Here is a 15,649-nt window from a genome sequence, read left to right on the forward strand (position 1 = left end):
ATTTTAACACTTACAAGTGGTGGAATTTTAATTTTATACAAAAACTTTATGAAAAAGATAGTGAAGAAATTTTATTGCATATAGGAAGTATCAAACATCATCCTAGCGTTTGCATTTACAAACTAGATGAATTTTTTAAAATTCTTAACCCATAAGAAGGGCTAAGAATTAATGCAAATCTTCATTAAGTTTTATAGCCTTTTTATTAAAAGCTACTATCATTGCTCCGCTAATAGAATCTTGTCTAAAATGAAGCCCATTTAAACCAGCTAACTCTAAACCTTTATATATGTCTTTATCAAATTTAAATTCAGGATTAATTTTTTGCAATTCTTCTTTGTTTTCCAATGCAAACTTCGTTCCCTCTAAAACAGCTATACCAGCATCTACTATACAATTATCTCCTAAAGGAATTCCAGTAACTGAATTAGCACCTAAAAGACAAGCTTTACCTATACTAATAGCATTTCCACTTGTACCACTTAAAACTCCAAGTATAGAAGCACCACCCCCTACATCACTACCCTCACCTACAACAGCTGAAGAACTAATACGCCCTTCTACCATACAAGCTCCAGTTGTTCCTGCATTAAAATTCACATAAGCAGCTCCAGGCATTATAGTAGTTCCAGCGGCTAATACTGCGCCCATCCTAACTTTTGAGCTTTCTAAAATTCTAGTATTATCCTCAGGTATAATATGAGCTAAAAATCTTGGAAATTTATCCACATAATCAATTTTAGGATATTTTTTGCTCATTTTTAAAATAATTTCATTTTCTCTTAAAAAATCTAAATCGATTGGATTATTATCACTCCAAGCAATATTTGGCAAAAGTCCAAAAGCTCCTGTTAAATTTAAACTTCTCAAAGGTACTTTTTTGCTTGAAAGTAAATAAAGCTTTAAATACACATTTTCTAAAGTTTTTGGTGCTTGATCTTCAAACATAGCTACAAACACAAATTCATTTTCTTTAAAATTTTCTCTTGCGGCTTTAATTACATCAATATTTTTATGACCTTGTTCTTCTACAAATGGTGCAAAACATTCTAATGCAAAGTCTAAATCTTCTTTTATTAGCGTAGCTACAAATTCACTATCATTAAAATCAACTTCTATACCTCTTCTAAAAAAAGCTTCTAGCATAATGGCTGCTGCTGCATAATTTTGCTCATAATTTACAAAAGCAAAAGAAGTTTGAAGTTTTTTACTAGGATCTATTTGACTTAAATCAAGTCTTGCTATACCAAAAGCTTTTGGTTTTTTATAATTAAGTCTTTGCTCGATTTGTTTAACTAAATCTAAAAATTCTTCCTTATTTTCAATCATTTTTTCCTCCTTTATTATGAGCAAGCACTCTTACCATTCATTATAGGTTGTATAGCTGCATTATCAACTTTACCTTCTTGATTAACCCTTTCTATAAATTCCCAAATTTTTTCAGCAGCTTGCAAGTATCTTTTCGAGCTAAGGCTTTCAGGTAAATAAAAACTCACAGGTTTTCCATTATCCCCACCTTCTCTAACACTCATTTCTATAGGAATTTGAGCTAAAACTTCGCACTTATATGCTTTTGCCATTTCTTCAGTGGTACCTTTGCCAAAAATATCATATTCTTTATTATTATCAGGACATAAAAATCCGCTCATATTTTCTATAATTCCTGCTATTGGAATATGTAATTTTTCAAACATATCAAGCGCTCTTTTACTATCATCTAAAGATACCACTTGTGGAGTACTTACACATACTCCTGCACTAACGGGCACACTTTGAGCTAAAGTGATTTGCGCATCACCTGTTCCTGGTGGCATATCAAGTAATAAAACATCAAGTTCAGGCCATAATACATCAGCTAACAACTGCTCTATAGCTTTCATTATCATAGCTCCACGCCACATCAAGCCTTTTCCTTCCTCTATCAATACGCCCATACTCATCATATAAACCCCATGTGATAAAATAGGACGAATTTTTTGTCCTACAATTTCAGGCTTACTTTTATTTTCTCCTAGCATTCTTGGTATATTTGGTCCATAAATATCAGCATCTAAGAGCCCAACACTTTTACCCATTTTAGCTAAAGAAATTGCTAAATTTAAAGTAGTAGTGCTTTTACCAACTCCGCCTTTACCGCTAGAAATCATAATAAAATTCTTAATTTGCGGGGTAATATTTTTACCACTTCTTGAATTGCTTTTTTCTTCAGGAGCTTTTGGCTGGATAATTTCTAAATCAAGTTCTAAATTTAAATCTTTTAAAACATTGGTGATATTTAGTTTTAATTCTTGTGCAATTTGAGCATTAGCTGAAACAATCTCAACCACAATATGTACTTTTTGAGCATTAACTTCAATTTGCTTTACAAAATTAAAACTGACAATATCTTTTTTAAAACCTGGATATATAACTTGCTTTAATCTTTCTTCTATTTTTTCTTTCACAATTTTCTCCTTAATTGTTTAAAAAATAATTCTACTAGTATAAATATTAATTTTGGCTTTTATGATGTATAATATCGTAACATTGATAAAAATTAAGGTGTAACAAATGTTAGATATTTCCTTGATTATGCTGTCTGCTGGAGAATCAACAAGGTTTAATCTTCCCGTAAAAAAACAATTTTTAAGATTAGGCGATCTACCTTTATGGTTATATACAACCAAAAATATTAGCTCTTTTTACCCTTTTAAAAAAATAATTGTTACTTCTGGTAATATTTCTCATATGAAAAAATTTGCTCCAGAATATAAATTTGTTCAAGGTGGTGATACAAGAGCTAAATCTTTACTTAATGCTTTAGATTTGATCCAAAGTGAATATGTTTTAGTTAGTGATGTTGCTAGAGTTTTAATTAGTAAAAATTTATTTAACAATCTTCTTGAAAACTACGATAAGGCAGATTGTATAAGCCCTGTATTAAAAGTAAGTGATACTACTATTTATGAAGAAAATTACATCCAAAGAGATAAAATCAAACTCATACAAACTCCTCAACTTTCTAAAACAAGTATGCTTAAAAAAGCATTGCAAACAAATTTAAATTTTACTGATGATAGCACAGCTATTCAATCGCTTAATGGTAAAATATGGTATATCCAAGGAGATGAAAAAGCCAAAAAAATCACTTATAAAGAAGACTTATTAAGCTTAGATCTTCCAAAACCTTCACAAGATATATTTAATGGTAATGGTTTTGATGTACATGAATTTGGAGAAGAAAGAGTATTGCTTTTAGGTGGGATTAAAATTCATCCTAACATGGGACTTAAAGCTCATTCTGATGGAGATGTATTAGCTCATGCGTTAATCGATGCACTTTTAGGAGCTGCTGGGCTTGGGGATATCGGAGAACTTTTCCCAGATAATGACATACAATATAAAAATGCAGATTCTATGCTTTTATTGCAAAATGCTTATAATATGGTGCAAAATTATGGATTTGAGCTTGTAAATGCTGATATAACCATCATAGCTCAAACTCCAAAAATGAAAGAATTTAAAGATGATATTGCTTTCAATATCGCTAAATTTTTAAAAACCACGCCAAATAAAATCAATATCAAAGCTACCACCACTGAACATTTAGGTTTTATAGGCAGAAAAGAAGGTATAGCTGTATTAGCTAGTGCAAATTTAAAATATTATGATTGGACAAAGTAATGAAAGTATTAATCGTAGAAAATGAATTTTATTTAGCTCAAAGCATAGGATCAAAGCTAAATTCCATAGGATATGAATGTGATATTATCACTAGTGTGCATGAGCTTTCAAATCATGATTATGAAATTATTTTACTATCAACTAGTATTGCAAATTTTGAACATATAGTCGAAATTTTTAAACACAAAATAATAATACTATTGATTTCCTACATAAGCTCAGATACTGTTTTATCACCACTCAAAGCAGGAGCGAGCGATTATATACAAAAACCTTTTATGATAGAAGAATTAACAAGAAAGATTAAACATTTTCAAGATTTTAAAAAAATGAGTATTTTAAATCATACTTATAAATCATACTTAAAACATAAATTTGAAACTATAAAACTTCCTAATTTTGATTATAAAAAAATAAAACTACCGCTTATTTTAAAAACCAATAATCAAAACTATGCAGATTGTTTTGTGTTTAACTTTTCTAATGAAAATAATATTGCTAGCATATATTTAGATCTGTCTCATCCACAAAATATTGATAAAATTCTACAAAATGATGCTTTGTATTATCTAGTTAATTTTCAAAATTTAAAATCATCAGAAAAAGAAAAAGTTTTAAATTTAGCAATGAAAAAACCCATTATCATACATACAAATACAAGCTTAGAATATAAAGAAATCCCGATTTTAGAACTTGAAAATGAAGAAAAAAGTTTTGAGGCTAGTGGAATTTTAACTATCGATGATTATGTTAAACATATTATAGTAAGTTATCAAAATATCTTTCCAGATACTGATTTGTCTAAAAAGTTAGGAATTTCAAGAAAATCTTTATGGGAAAAAAGGAAAAAATATGGCATCAGTAAGAAAAAATAGCATCATAATTACAGAAGAAGAATACGAAGTTTTATGCTTTATTAAAGAAGGAATTTTTGGATCTTTTACCAAGTTGATGAATGAAAAACAAAGAGATGAATTTTTAAAAACAAAAATGGTAAATCAACATAAAATTCCTTACGCTTTAACCTTTGCTCCATCTAGCATAAATAAAAAAACTCTAGAACATACAAAAACTCAAGATAAACTAGAATTTATTTGCAATGATCAAGTAGTAGGACACATCATACTAGAGAGTAAATTTGAAAATGACAAAAATACTAATGATATTTTTAGACCCAATACTTGCTTAATTGAAGATTTTGGTGAAATTTGTATTAGTGGTGAATTTGAAATTTATCAAAACCGCATTAAAACTCTCAAAGAAAATTTTGAAAAAATCAAAAAAAGACTCAATCCTTCTAATATTACAGCCATAGTTTCAAGCTTTGATCCTTTCCATAGAGCACATGAGAGAATTTTAAGATGGGCTATAGAACAATCTGACTTAGTCATCATTTTTCTCATAGAATCTTATGAAAATAATGGTTTGAGTTTAAATTTGAAAAAGCGTTGTTTTGATGTATTTGCTCAAAATTATTTACCTTCTTCAAGAGTTTTGCTCATACCTTTACATAATATAAAAATTTTTGCTTCTCATTTAAATCCTATTTTAGAATGTGCTTTAGCCAAAAGTTTTAATTGTAATAAACTTTTTGTAGGGCAAAATCACGCTGGACTTGGAATGTTTTTTAATCAAAATAGAGCCTTTACTGTGCTTGATGATTTTGCCAAAGATTATAATATAGAAGTAACCATACTTCCTGAATTTGTATTTTGCGATGAGTGTAAAATGATAGTAAGCTCTAAATCTTGTCCGCATGGAGCTCATCATCATATGAAATACCACGGGGATTCTTTAAAAAATTTACTAAGACTTGGTATTATTCCACCAGCAGTTTTTATAAGAAGGGAAATTTCTGCCCTGATTTTATCAGAGCTTTTTCCAAATCGCTTTCATAATAAACAAAATATCTATAGCAATTTATTTCCAACACATGGAATTTTAGAATACAGAAGTGATAAAGAATTTTATGAACAACTTATAAAACTCCATCAAATGTCTTATATGGTGTAAAAATGCAAAAATTATTTTTAACTTTTTTTTACTCAGGTAGTATAAACAAAGCTCCTGGGACTTTTGGAACTATTGCAGCACTTATCCCTGCTTTTTTTATACTAAGATATCTTGGCATAGAAACTTTGATTTTACTTGCGATTTTACTTTTTTTAATTTCAATTAAAATCATCGATCAATATGAAAAACAAACAGGTAAGCACGATGATAAACATATAGTTATAGATGAAGTTGTAGGAGTATTTTTGGCCTTAGCAATTTGCGGGCAAAGTATTTTTACATTTTTGCTTTCTTTTGTTTTATTTAGATTTTTTGATATCACAAAACCTTCTATCATTGGTAAAATTGACAAAAAAATCAAAGGCGGTTTAGGCGTAATGCTAGATGATGTTTTAGCAGGGATTTTCGCAGGATTATTTAGTGCAGTCATTTATGGAATTTTACTTAAATTTGATCTTTTATGGTTTGATATAAGCATTATGGAGATACTATAGAATTAAATACATTATAATACCATCCAAAAAACTATCAAGTCACTGCTAAAACATAAAAAAGTAATAATAAAAATAGCTAATTTTCACTTATTTAAGAATAGTTTTATACAATATAATTGGTATTTGAATGTAAAATCGGCTTATTTAAACGACACCAAAAAACCAAATATTAGTCCAAGTATTACACCCCAAACAAGTAATTTAAAGATAATCTCTCCGATTTCATCTTTATACTCATAAATTAAACCAATTGCACCCATAACAACAATAATACCTATAATTACAGCCCAAATTTCCCAAAATTTAACCAGTAATATGATAAAAATCATAATTAATATTATACCAATCAAACCAATAAGTTGCATTTTAACCCTTAGAATTTCAAAATACTACAATATAATGTCTTTATATGATTTTTCAATTTTTTTATTATTAAAACTAATCTTAACGAAATTAAGATTAGTCTATTTTCTATATATTCTCTTTTTCAAAGAATATTGCCTTATCTAGCACTTGAAAAAACGAATGATAAATTTCTGGATCTTCTACCAGAGTTGGAATTTGCATATTAGATCCATATTGGGCATTAGCTCTAATAGTTGATTTTTTATCTCCTTTTTCTCTTATAACCAATGTTATACGCATTGTTGCACCTTTTGATAATTTCGTTGCAGTAACTGTTCCTGTTTGCAAATCCGCTTTATCAATTACAAAACCAAGATCTTGTAATGTAAAAACACCAGCTTTTGCAACAATTTTTTTAGGATAATCATATTCTTTTGTTTGATATGTTCTAACTTGAAGCTGCTGAGTATTTTCAATAACCATTTGTCTAGAATTCGTACCACACCCAACAAAATACAAAGTCATTATAAATAATAATATTTTTTTCATAGTTCGTTTGCCTCCAAAAACACTGATTTTGATAATTTTTCATAAAATTGTTGGTAAATTTCTGCTTCTCTTATACTTCCAACTTCATTAACAGAACCCTCTTGATTTCTTACAATTCTTTGCATTGTAAACCTTACAAAAGTCTTTTTGATTTTATTATTTGTAGAGATAACCACACTTGCCTTAATTTCTTGCGTATGATCTGAATGTTTTGAAGCAGTCATAGCTGCACCCGGAGATAAAAGCACCAAGACAATAATCCCAGCTTGAGTAGAAACTTCTCTAGCATCTCTTGTTTTAGATGCACTTACTATTCCAAAATCTCTATTAATTTCATCTATATTGAATCCAAGATCTTGCAATGTTGCAATACTAGATGATAAAATTTTATTTGTATCAACAGTATTAAAACTTTTAGTCTGCAATTGCCTTTCTTGTGCTGTAGATGTTTCAATCTTCATCATCTCTTTAACACTAGTTGTTGCACAACCACTAAAAATAAGTAAAAAAATAGGTATTATAAACTTCATATTTAATACCTTAAAAACTTGAAGTGTGATATGCCACATCTCTAACTTTTTGGTTATTATCAAATTTTATAATAACAGTTAAAGTTCGTTGTGTACCAACATTACTACCACTATTTCCAGCAACTCCGGCAAAAATAATACTTATACCACCAGATGAATTTTGATAAGCTCTTTGGGTGCTAATCTTATCATATACCCAAACTTCTCTTCTTTGCTCATCAGTTGATATAATATTTGGAGATCCCATTATTTCTATGATTTCAGATGAGCTCATACCAATTTTTATATCTTTTTGAGCTTTTGCTACTGTTATTTTTTCATCCACTTGCGGATTATATAAAGTTTTATTACATGCAATGAATGATAAAGCAATGATAAAAAGCAATGAAACTTTACGCATTAAATCTCCTTTAATTTATCCTATAGGATATATTTAAAAAAATTATATCTTTTTAATCCTATAGGATAAAAAATGGAAGAGAACTTTAGCAATTCTAGCGAAGAAGAAATTCTAAATTTTTATAAAAAAGTATCATTAAATATAAGAAATTTCAGAGAAAAAAAAGGAATTTCTCAGCTGGAACTAGCTCTAGATATAGGTATAAAATCTGTTGCATTTTATTCAAATTGTGAGTGCAATCGATATGGTAAGCATTTTAATTTAGAACACTTATAAAATTTCTAAAAGTTTAGAAGTTCCATTAAAAGATTTATTAGATTAATCTACAGCACCAAAAAAGGGTGCCATTATTTTATAAATCCACTTGCAAGCACTAAATCTTTATCGTAAAATACAGCCATTTGACCACTAGCAACGCCATAAATTGCTTCTTTTAATTCTACTTTGATCTTATCATCTTCAATGGTAAGAATACAAGGAGTCATTTTACTTCTATAGCGAATTTTTACACCACATTCAATTTGTTTTTGTTCGACAAATAAATTAATATTTTTTAACTCAAAACTGCTTACTTTAAGTTCTTCTTTTTTGCCTACTATGATTTCATTTTTACTAGGATCAATTTTTAGTACAAAATGTGGCTCATGTGCACCCTTTACTTCAAAACCTCGTCTTTTTCCTATGGTATAGTGCATATATCCTTCGTGTTTTCCTACTTCTTTACCACTACTATCTCTAACAATTCCAGGAATTTTAGTATCCATAAATTGATCTAAAACTTGCACATAGGTATCTTCCACAAAACAAATTTCAGAACTTTCTTTTTGAGTAGCAAAAGATTTTAGTACTTCTATAGTAGAAGCAAATTTTTTAACATCTTCTTTCTTCATATCTCCAAGTGGAAATATCAAATATTTTAAAGCATCTTTATCAGCACTTGCTAAAAAATAACTTTGATCTTTACTTTCATCAAAAGCACATCTAATTAAATTATTTTCTATCCTTGCATAATGACCTGTAGCTAATTTTTCACAACCTAAACTTTTAGCAAATTCTAACAATTTTCCAAGTTTTATAAAACGATTACACAAAGCACAAGGATTTGGAGTTTTTCCTTCTTTATAAGTATCCACAAAAGGCATATAAACTTGCTTTTTAAAATCTTCTTGCAAGTCTAAAATATGATATTTAATACCCAAAAAATTAGCAACTTTTTCAACTTTTTTGATATTTTCTTCATGATAATTTGGCTTACCATGAAGTTTCATATAACAACCTTGCACCTCATGACCAGCTTGTTTTAATTTATAAGCAGTAACAGTACTATCTACACCCCCGCTCATCGCAACAAGAATTTTCATCATTGTCCTTTATTGTTTTTATAACTTCACTCAAATCATCACTTATGCTATATTTTAACTCATCGTTTTTAGATATAACATTAAGCTCCAACAAAGAAGTTTTAATAAATTTATCAAGAGGTTGCCAAAATTTTTGCCCGACTAAAATAATAGGAACATTTTTCTTAAATTCAAGCTGTTTAAGGGTAAGAATTTCAAAAAATTCATCTAATGTTCCAAAGCCGCCTGGGAAAATCACAAAAGCAAAACTCTTTTGAATAAGAGCCATTTTGCGAATGGCTAAGCTCTTAAAAGTTATATTATACTCTAAAAACTCATTTGCTTTTTGCTCAAATGGTAAATGTATATTAAATCCTATAGATTTTAAATGAGAATTGTTACTTTGCATTGCACCATAATTAGCAGCTTGCATAATCCCTGCTCCACCACCACTAACAATACAATATCCTAAATTTGCTAATTCTTGAGCTAATTTAGAAGCAAGAATGCTATATTCATTATCTTGAGCTAACCTTGCTGAACCAAAAAAAGTTACAGCTTTTGATAAATTTTTTAACTCATCAAAATACTTTATATCTTCGATAATTTCTTTCATCTTAATTGTTCTAATCTTTCTTTTTTAGAGCCAATCTCTGTAATTTGCACTCCAAAATTCCCGTCTACAATCACAACTTCACCGTAAGCAATTTTTTTATCACCTACTAAAATTTCCAAAGGATCATTTGCAAGCTGATCAAGCTCTATAACAGAACCAATATCCATAGTTAAAACATCTTTTAAAAGCATTTTTTTACTACCTATGCGCACTCTTATAGGCAAACGCACATCCATAATCAAACCGATGTTTTTTAATTCTTCTACATTAGCTAAAACTTTATGATTTTGCACCTCATCGTTAGGATTAGATAAATTTGCAACCACTTCTTCTAAATCTGCTTTAGTTAAAACTTTGTAAATTTTTTCATCAAATACAAGAGAAACTTTTTCTTCTAAATCTGCAATTTTTACATTGTATAAATATAATTTATGAAAACCGCCAAGTTCTAAACTATCTGCCACAAATTCGCAATTTTCTAAGTTAAATTCCATTTTAGGAATTTCTTTTTGAGCACCTAAAGTAGTAGAAAATGCTGAGATAATATTTTGCATGGCTTCTTTTGCTGCATCCATTTCATCTTCGTTTAATTCACTGTTTTTAGAAATTTCTTCTTCGCCCATCATCCATTCACCAATGGCACTCATTAAAACAGCACTTGCTAAAACTTTGATTTTCATATCATCATTTACTACAAAAGTAGCACTAACTAAAGGAGGAGTCATAGAATCTTGAGCACTTACATCATACTCATAATACTCGCTAAATTCAGCACTTTTGCCTGTCAAACCTTCAATAGTGCTGATGCATTCATTTACAAATATACTTAAAAAATTATTAATCATCTTCATCCTCCTCTACTTCTTCATTCTCATCATAAGAATTTGCTTTTGCTCTTCTTTCGTCTTCATATCTTTCAAGCATTTCTTTGATCTCATCCTTATCTGTTTTGATAAGCTCTAGAATTTTAATTGATTTTCTAAACCTATGAAGACCAACTTGAGCCAAAAACACTTCTTTTTTATCTATGGCGACCAAAGCTTTATCATCTGCGCTTCTATCAAGTTTTAAAATATCACCTTGTTTTAACTCTAAAAATTCACTCACATTGATAAAAGTTTTGCCCAGCATCGCTTCATATATAACTTCTGCACGACCTATTAAGGTTTTTAATTCTTTGTTTCTTGATTTTTTAGCACTTGTTTCACCCATCATTATATCACGATTAGCAAGACGGCTTAAAATACTTTCTAAATGCACAACAGGATAACAAATATTTACCATACCACTTGAATTTCCTATGATAATTTCCATTACCACCATAATAACAATTTCATTTTGTGAAACAATTTGCACAACATTTGGGCTTGATTCTTTTGCTTCTACACTTGGATAAATTTCACTTACATTCATCCAACTTTCTTTAAGTCTTTGCATAATAATACGCAAAATAGAATCAAGTAAATTAAGCTCAATTTCTGTCAATTCCCGTAAAGTATCAAAGCTATCACCTTGCCCACCTAAAAGTCTATCTATCATAGGAAAGGCTATGCTTGGATTGATCTCTAATACGCAGTTTCCATCAAGAGGTTTTATGGAGAAAACATTAAAGCTAGTTGGAGATGGCAAAGACATTAAAAATTCACCATAAGTCATCTGATCTACCGAGTGAAGTTTGATTTCAACAATACTTCTCATCATAGAAGAAATTTGAGAAGCTAAATTTCTTGCAAGTTTATCATGTATGCCTTTGATAGAGCGAAGTTGTTCTTTTGAGACCCTATTAGGACGCTTAAAATCATAAACAACTATATCTCTTTTATCTTCTAATTCTTCAAGTTTAGAAGAAGCAGCACTATCATCGCTATCATCATCAACAACTTCCAATAAAGCATCAATTTCTTCCTGGGAAAGTATTTCAGCCATCTAAGCTAACCTCTCACGAATTTTCTTTAATAAGCGTTTGTGAATTTGTGAAATTCTAGACTCACTAATCTCCAACACCTCAGCAATTTCTTTTAAATTTAATTCTTCATAATAATAAAGCTGTATAACTAATTTTTCTCTTTCTTTAAATTCTTCCAAAACAGCATTGATTTTTTCTATTAATTCTTCTTTTTCAATTTGTTCTATGATATTACTATCATTAAAACAATTTAATTGCTCATCTAAAGGCATTACAAGTGAAATTGCGTGTGCAGCTCTTGCTTCTTTGACTTTATCCACCTCTAAATTAAGCCTTTGTGCTAAATACTCATCATCTGGTTCTTTTTCATTTTCTTGATAAAATTCATCAATTATAGCATCAATTTCTTTGATAATTTTTCTATTACTTCGACTCATTACATCAAGGCTTCTTAGATAATCAAGCATAGCTCCATTAACTCTTTTTCTTGCAAAACCCCAAAAATTATCATTTTGCTCTTTATCATAACGACGTGAAAGTTTAATCATCTCTTCAACACCAATGCTAATTAAATCATTTACATCAATATTTGCTGGCAAACGCTCTTTTAATCTAAATGCCATAGCTCTTAAAGCAGGCATATAAGAGATTACTAAATCATCTTGTTCTTTTTTTAATGCCGAAGCATAGGCATTATGCGGCTGCATGTTTGACACTTTTTCGTTTGTTAGAGGTTTCAAGCTTTTTCAAATCTTCTCTTTCTTCTTGAAGTTTTTCTAATAAATAATCCATTTTCTTTTCTCTAGCAGCTAACTCTGCAATGAATTTATTATTTTCTGTTTCATACTTTTCTTTATTAAAATGCCTACCACCAATTTTATGAATATCTACAAATACCATAATAACAATATGTATCAAAACATAAAAAACAAAGGTAATCAAACAAGTATATACTACTATTTCTACAGCATCATTTATATTAACTATAGTAAACATTAAACCTATAAAAAAACCACAAACTGTAAAAAAAGCTACAAAATTGTCTGGTCTCATAAATTTCCTTCAATCTCAAAAACGATCCAAAAGCTTTTTGAAAAAACTCATAATGCTTTTATCACCTACATTTTTAAGCACTTTTTGTTCCAACCTATACAAAAGTTTAGAAGCTATAGCTTTAAGCTCATCGCTTGCATTAGTATCTTCATCACTAAATAAAGTTCGTTTTTTAATACTTGAGCTTATATCCTTACTTTGAGCTAAAAAGCCTAAAAATTCTAAATCCAAATTATGTTTTATATTGATATTTGCTACTTTTTTAATATTATCAAAAATTCTTAAAGCTTCACTTTCATTTTTGACTACATTAAACACCATTAATAAATTTTCTTTAGTTTTTGAAGTGGTTTTTATAGTCGCATAAGCATCAGTAATAGCAGCAGGATCAGGAACGGTAATCACTATAACCTCATCTGACATTTCTAAAAAATTACCTATATTTCCACCAATACCTGCTCCTGTATCAATGATTAAAAAGTCTAAATCATCCAAAATACTAGTTTGGTTTAAAAATCTCTCATAAATATTTTTATCATTGTATTTTAAAATCTCATCTCCGCTTTCACCTGGAATAAGCCACAAATTTGGCTTTACTTCGATTAAAATATCTTCTAATGAACACTCGCCTTTTAAAACATGTAAAAGATTTTTTTCTACACGCACATTTAAAATCACATCTAAATTTGCAAGTCCAATATCTGCATCAAAAAGCCCTACTTTATAGCCATTTTTAGATAAAATATTTCCTAAATTTGCACTAAAAGTACTTTTTCCAACTCCACCTTTACCACTAGTTACAGCGATAAAATGAGTTTGCTTTGTATTAGTTTTTTCATCTTTTATTAAATCTTTTAATTTTTCTGCTTGATTACTCATTTTCATCCCTTTTAAAACCCTCTAATACACAACGCACTAAAAAGTCACTACTAGCCATTTCTATATCATCAGGAACTTCTTGCCCTATAGAAAAAAAGCTCATTGGAGTATTGGTTTCATATAATAATGAAAAAACATTTCCAAAAACTTTTGTTTCATCAAATTTAGTAATGATTAAAGTATCTATATTTAAAAATGAAAAATTATTATAAGTTTCTAGTAAATCTTCATATTTTGTATTGGCTGAAAGAACCAAATTTACATCAATTTGTGCATTAGAATGAGATAAAAATTCTTTAGTTTTTTCAAGTTTTGCTTTATCATATTGAGAATTTCCTGTTGTATCTACTAAAATTACCTCACAAGTATTTAAACTTTTTATAGCATCATCTAAATCAGATGGCTCAATGCTATCAATAATAGGTAATTTCATCATCTTAGCATATTGAAAAAGTTGCTCTACTGCACCAATTCTATAAGTATCTAGGGTAATAATCCCTGTTTTATAGCGTCTATCTCCATAAGCATAACGAAAAGCTAACTTTGCCAAAGTAGTTGTTTTTCCCACTCCTGTTGGTCCCACTAACATCATAATTTTTTGTTTTTTTATTTCATTTTCTAAACGACAAGGAAGCATATTTCTTAAAAGTGAGTAAAAATACCTTTGAACTGCTTCTTGGTTTGCTTTCATAGTACTTGGCATATTTTCAATAGTAGCTTTCATAATCGCTTCCAAATGAGCTTCTTGCATACCACTTGCTTTAGCTTGTTTATAAATACTTGCAAATTCAGGTGGTATGACAAGTTCTTTACGCAAATCTGCTTTATCATCCCACATCATATCTACAAGCAAATTCATTTTATCATTAAGTTTATTCATTTGTTTTTCAAATGCTTCAATCTTTTTATCATAATTTACATTATTTGGCATAGAAAAATCTTGATAATTAGAAACCTTACTAATTTCTGAACTAACTTGAGAAAGTTTATTTTTTAAATTTAAAAAATTATCATCTTTTTTGTTGCTACTAGTGTAAGAATTGATAGGTTTTTGTTTTGCTTTTGAAGAAAAATCTAGCACTACATCTTCTTCTTTTTTCTCATTTTCTTGTAAAGGAGCTTGAATTTTTGCCTCAGGGAAATTCGCTATACTTGGTTTTTTCTTAGATGGTAAAGGTTTATTGTTTTGTCTTAAGTGTTCTTCGTAATCAGCTTCTTCTATCGCCACAATCACTTCATATAAAGGCTTTTGATTAATTGTCTTTGGTCTAATTTGCTTGTTAGTTACAATTAAAGCTTTATCACCATAATCTTGTTTTACCTTAGGTATGATCTCATCTGTGCTTTCAACCGTAAAAGTATGAATTAATTGTCCCATGTTTTTCCTTATCTTAACAAGCCCAAAGGCAAAGTTACACTAATTCTATCATTTACCCCTATATGAGGCACTGTGCAATACTCATCTTTTCTTGCTTTCTTTGAAAAATATAACAAATCCAAATCCAGCGTTCTAGGAGCATTTTTAAAAGTTCTTTTTCTTTTGAATTTAAACTCATAAAAAAACAAAACTTTTAAAAGTGCTCTTGCATGCAAGCTAGTGCTTACTATCATCACAGCATTGGTAAAATCTTTTTGATTTTCAAATCCAAAAGCTTTGTTGATCAAAAAAGGTGAAGTTTGCAATATCTGCAAACGCCTATCTTGCATCAAAATCCTAAAAAGGGCCAAAAAGCGTTTTTTTTCATCTTCTATGTTGCTTCCCAAACCTATAATAGCTATATATTTTCCTCTTTTGCCATTGCTTGAATAAAAAGGAAAAAAACGATTTTTTTCTATCCTTCTAGCTCCTTTAATTAACAAA

19 protein-coding genes and 1 pseudogene are annotated in these 15,649 nt (G+C 29.3%); 5 read left to right on the plus strand and 15 right to left on the minus strand.

From position 1 onward, the window contains the following. Positions 1–168: 168 nt before the first annotated feature. Together FPD38_RS07300 and FPD38_RS07305 are read right to left on the minus strand one after the other, a co-directional pair. The gene (locus tag FPD38_RS07300) at positions 169–1,329 is read right to left on the minus strand and encodes a tetrahydrodipicolinate N-succinyltransferase N-terminal domain-containing protein (RefSeq protein ID WP_147556064.1); all 1,161 of its coding nucleotides are present in this window, start codon (positions 1,327–1,329) and stop codon (positions 169–171) included. A gap of 14 nt (positions 1,330–1,343) precedes the next feature. Further along, entirely contained in the window at positions 1,344–2,444 is a 1,101-nt protein-coding gene (locus FPD38_RS07305; protein WP_147556065.1) for an Mrp/NBP35 family ATP-binding protein, read from the minus strand. 106 nt (positions 2,445–2,550) lie between these two features. On the opposite strand from FPD38_RS07305, the gene FPD38_RS07310 reads away from it, so the two are divergent. Genes FPD38_RS07310 through FPD38_RS07325 form a run of 4 tightly spaced genes read left to right on the plus strand, consistent with a single transcriptional unit; the run spans position 2,551 to position 6,170 of the window. Continuing rightward, complete coding sequence (locus FPD38_RS07310) at positions 2,551–3,663, plus strand: bifunctional 2-C-methyl-D-erythritol 4-phosphate cytidylyltransferase/2-C-methyl-D-erythritol 2,4-cyclodiphosphate synthase (RefSeq protein ID WP_147556066.1); 1,113 nt, start codon at positions 2,551–2,553, stop codon at positions 3,661–3,663. Further along, complete coding sequence (locus FPD38_RS07315) at positions 3,663–4,538, plus strand: DNA-binding transcriptional response regulator (protein ID WP_147556067.1); 876 nt, start codon at positions 3,663–3,665, stop codon at positions 4,536–4,538. Before FPD38_RS07310 ends, FPD38_RS07315 begins: the two co-directional genes overlap by 1 nt. After that, positions 4,516–5,676 carry a sulfate adenylyltransferase gene (locus FPD38_RS07320; RefSeq protein ID WP_147556068.1) on the plus strand — a complete coding sequence of 387 codons (1,161 nt, stop codon included), beginning with the start codon at positions 4,516–4,518 and terminating at the stop codon, positions 5,674–5,676. Before FPD38_RS07315 ends, FPD38_RS07320 begins: the two co-directional genes overlap by 23 nt. A gap of 2 nt (positions 5,677–5,678) precedes the next feature. Further along, positions 5,679–6,170 (plus strand): phosphatidylglycerophosphatase A family protein, encoded by a 492-nt coding sequence (locus FPD38_RS07325; protein ID WP_147556069.1) that lies wholly within the window; start codon positions 5,679–5,681, stop codon positions 6,168–6,170. Between the two features lie 140 nt (positions 6,171–6,310). Here FPD38_RS07325 and FPD38_RS07330 read toward each other — a convergent pair whose 3' ends face one another. The 4 genes from FPD38_RS07330 to FPD38_RS07345 all read right to left on the minus strand — a co-directional run bounded on the left by FPD38_RS07330 (position 6,311) and on the right by FPD38_RS07345 (position 7,994). Continuing rightward, a complete protein-coding gene (locus FPD38_RS07330; protein ID WP_147556070.1) occupies positions 6,311–6,535 on the minus strand; it encodes a hypothetical protein in 225 nt (74 codons plus the stop codon). Between the two features lie 106 nt (positions 6,536–6,641). Continuing rightward, positions 6,642–7,064: a hypothetical protein gene (locus tag FPD38_RS07335; protein WP_147556071.1), complete on the minus strand. Its 423-nt coding sequence runs from the start codon at positions 7,062–7,064 to the stop codon at positions 6,642–6,644. Then, positions 7,061–7,594 (minus strand): hypothetical protein, encoded by a 534-nt coding sequence (locus FPD38_RS07340; RefSeq protein WP_147556072.1) that lies wholly within the window; start codon positions 7,592–7,594, stop codon positions 7,061–7,063. Before FPD38_RS07340 ends, FPD38_RS07335 begins: the two co-directional genes overlap by 4 nt. 10 nt (positions 7,595–7,604) lie before the next feature. Beyond that, a complete protein-coding gene (locus FPD38_RS07345) occupies positions 7,605–7,994 on the minus strand; it encodes an outer membrane protein assembly factor BamE (protein WP_147556073.1) in 390 nt (129 codons plus the stop codon). A gap of 72 nt (positions 7,995–8,066) precedes the next feature. Between FPD38_RS07345 and FPD38_RS07350 the strand changes: the two are divergent. Then, positions 8,067–8,316 (plus strand): annotated as a pseudogene (locus FPD38_RS07350) (helix-turn-helix domain-containing protein). 25 nt (positions 8,317–8,341) lie between these two features. On the opposite strand, the gene mnmA reads toward FPD38_RS07350, so the two are convergent. From mnmA to folK, 9 genes are read right to left on the minus strand one after another with little or no spacing between them, the layout of a single operon-like run. Beyond that, a complete protein-coding gene (mnmA, locus tag FPD38_RS07355) occupies positions 8,342–9,355 on the minus strand; it encodes a tRNA 2-thiouridine(34) synthase MnmA (protein WP_147556074.1) in 1,014 nt (337 codons plus the stop codon). Next, on the minus strand, positions 9,318–9,950 hold the full coding sequence (locus FPD38_RS07360; protein ID WP_147556075.1) for an LOG family protein: 633 nt from the start codon (positions 9,948–9,950) through the stop codon (positions 9,318–9,320). Before FPD38_RS07360 ends, mnmA begins: the two co-directional genes overlap by 38 nt. Continuing rightward, entirely contained in the window at positions 9,947–10,795 is an 849-nt protein-coding gene (gene fliY / locus FPD38_RS07365; RefSeq protein WP_147556076.1) for a flagellar motor switch protein FliY, read from the minus strand. Before fliY ends, FPD38_RS07360 begins: the two co-directional genes overlap by 4 nt. Further along, positions 10,788–11,876: a flagellar motor switch protein FliM gene (gene fliM, locus FPD38_RS07370; RefSeq protein WP_039665076.1), complete on the minus strand. Its 1,089-nt coding sequence runs from the start codon at positions 11,874–11,876 to the stop codon at positions 10,788–10,790. Before fliM ends, fliY begins: the two co-directional genes overlap by 8 nt. After that, positions 11,877–12,563: an RNA polymerase sigma factor FliA gene (locus FPD38_RS07375; RefSeq protein ID WP_147556077.1), complete on the minus strand. Its 687-nt coding sequence runs from the start codon at positions 12,561–12,563 to the stop codon at positions 11,877–11,879. Further along, positions 12,550–12,909 carry an OmpH family outer membrane protein gene (locus FPD38_RS07380; RefSeq protein WP_147556078.1) on the minus strand — a complete coding sequence of 120 codons (360 nt, stop codon included), beginning with the start codon at positions 12,907–12,909 and terminating at the stop codon, positions 12,550–12,552. The genes FPD38_RS07375 and FPD38_RS07380 overlap by 14 nt, the downstream gene beginning before the upstream one ends. Before the next feature lie 15 nt (positions 12,910–12,924). Next, positions 12,925–13,788 carry a P-loop NTPase gene (locus tag FPD38_RS07385; RefSeq protein WP_147556079.1) on the minus strand — a complete coding sequence of 288 codons (864 nt, stop codon included), beginning with the start codon at positions 13,786–13,788 and terminating at the stop codon, positions 12,925–12,927. Further along, positions 13,781–15,166, minus strand: coding sequence for a flagellar biosynthesis GTPase FlhF (flhF, locus tag FPD38_RS07390; protein ID WP_147556080.1), 1,386 nt, complete (start codon positions 15,164–15,166; stop codon positions 13,781–13,783). The genes FPD38_RS07385 and flhF overlap by 8 nt, the downstream gene beginning before the upstream one ends. Positions 15,167–15,174: 8 nt before the next feature. Beyond that, on the minus strand, positions 15,175–15,648 hold the full coding sequence (gene folK / locus FPD38_RS07395) for a 2-amino-4-hydroxy-6-hydroxymethyldihydropteridine diphosphokinase (protein ID WP_147556081.1): 474 nt from the start codon (positions 15,646–15,648) through the stop codon (positions 15,175–15,177). Position 15,649: the final 1 nt, after the last annotated feature.

It is taken from the genome of Campylobacter volucris, assembly GCF_008011665.1.
GTDB lineage: Bacteria > Campylobacterota > Campylobacteria > Campylobacterales > Campylobacteraceae > Campylobacter_D > Campylobacter_D volucris_A.

Coding starts and splice junctions, on each gene's coding strand:
- FPD38_RS07300 (WP_147556064.1), bottom strand. CDS start 1,329: ATGATTGAAAATAAGGAAGAATTTTTAGATTTAGTTAAACAAATCGAG.
- FPD38_RS07310 (WP_147556066.1), top strand. CDS start 2,551: ATGTTAGATATTTCCTTGATTATGCTGTCTGCTGGAGAATCAACAAGG.
- FPD38_RS07315 (WP_147556067.1), top strand. CDS start 3,663: ATGAAAGTATTAATCGTAGAAAATGAATTTTATTTAGCTCAAAGCATA.
- FPD38_RS07320 (WP_147556068.1), top strand. CDS start 4,516: ATGGCATCAGTAAGAAAAAATAGCATCATAATTACAGAAGAAGAATAC.
- FPD38_RS07325 (WP_147556069.1), top strand. CDS start 5,679: ATGCAAAAATTATTTTTAACTTTTTTTTACTCAGGTAGTATAAACAAA.
- FPD38_RS07330 (WP_147556070.1), bottom strand. CDS start 6,535: ATGCAACTTATTGGTTTGATTGGTATAATATTAATTATGATTTTTATC.
- FPD38_RS07335 (WP_147556071.1), bottom strand. CDS start 7,064: ATGAAAAAAATATTATTATTTATAATGACTTTGTATTTTGTTGGGTGT.
- FPD38_RS07340 (WP_147556072.1), bottom strand. CDS start 7,594: ATGAAGTTTATAATACCTATTTTTTTACTTATTTTTAGTGGTTGTGCA.
- FPD38_RS07345 (WP_147556073.1), bottom strand. CDS start 7,994: ATGCGTAAAGTTTCATTGCTTTTTATCATTGCTTTATCATTCATTGCA.
- mnmA (WP_147556074.1), bottom strand. CDS start 9,355: ATGAAAATTCTTGTTGCGATGAGCGGGGGTGTAGATAGTACTGTTACT.
- FPD38_RS07360 (WP_147556075.1), bottom strand. CDS start 9,950: ATGAAAGAAATTATCGAAGATATAAAGTATTTTGATGAGTTAAAAAAT.
- fliY (WP_147556076.1), bottom strand. CDS start 10,795: ATGATTAATAATTTTTTAAGTATATTTGTAAATGAATGCATCAGCACT.
- fliM (WP_039665076.1), bottom strand. CDS start 11,876: ATGGCTGAAATACTTTCCCAGGAAGAAATTGATGCTTTATTGGAAGTT.
- FPD38_RS07375 (WP_147556077.1), bottom strand. CDS start 12,563: ATGCAGCCGCATAATGCCTATGCTTCGGCATTAAAAAAAGAACAAGAT.
- FPD38_RS07380 (WP_147556078.1), bottom strand. CDS start 12,909: ATGAGACCAGACAATTTTGTAGCTTTTTTTACAGTTTGTGGTTTTTTT.
- FPD38_RS07385 (WP_147556079.1), bottom strand. CDS start 13,788: ATGAGTAATCAAGCAGAAAAATTAAAAGATTTAATAAAAGATGAAAAA.
- flhF (WP_147556080.1), bottom strand. CDS start 15,166: ATGGGACAATTAATTCATACTTTTACGGTTGAAAGCACAGATGAGATC.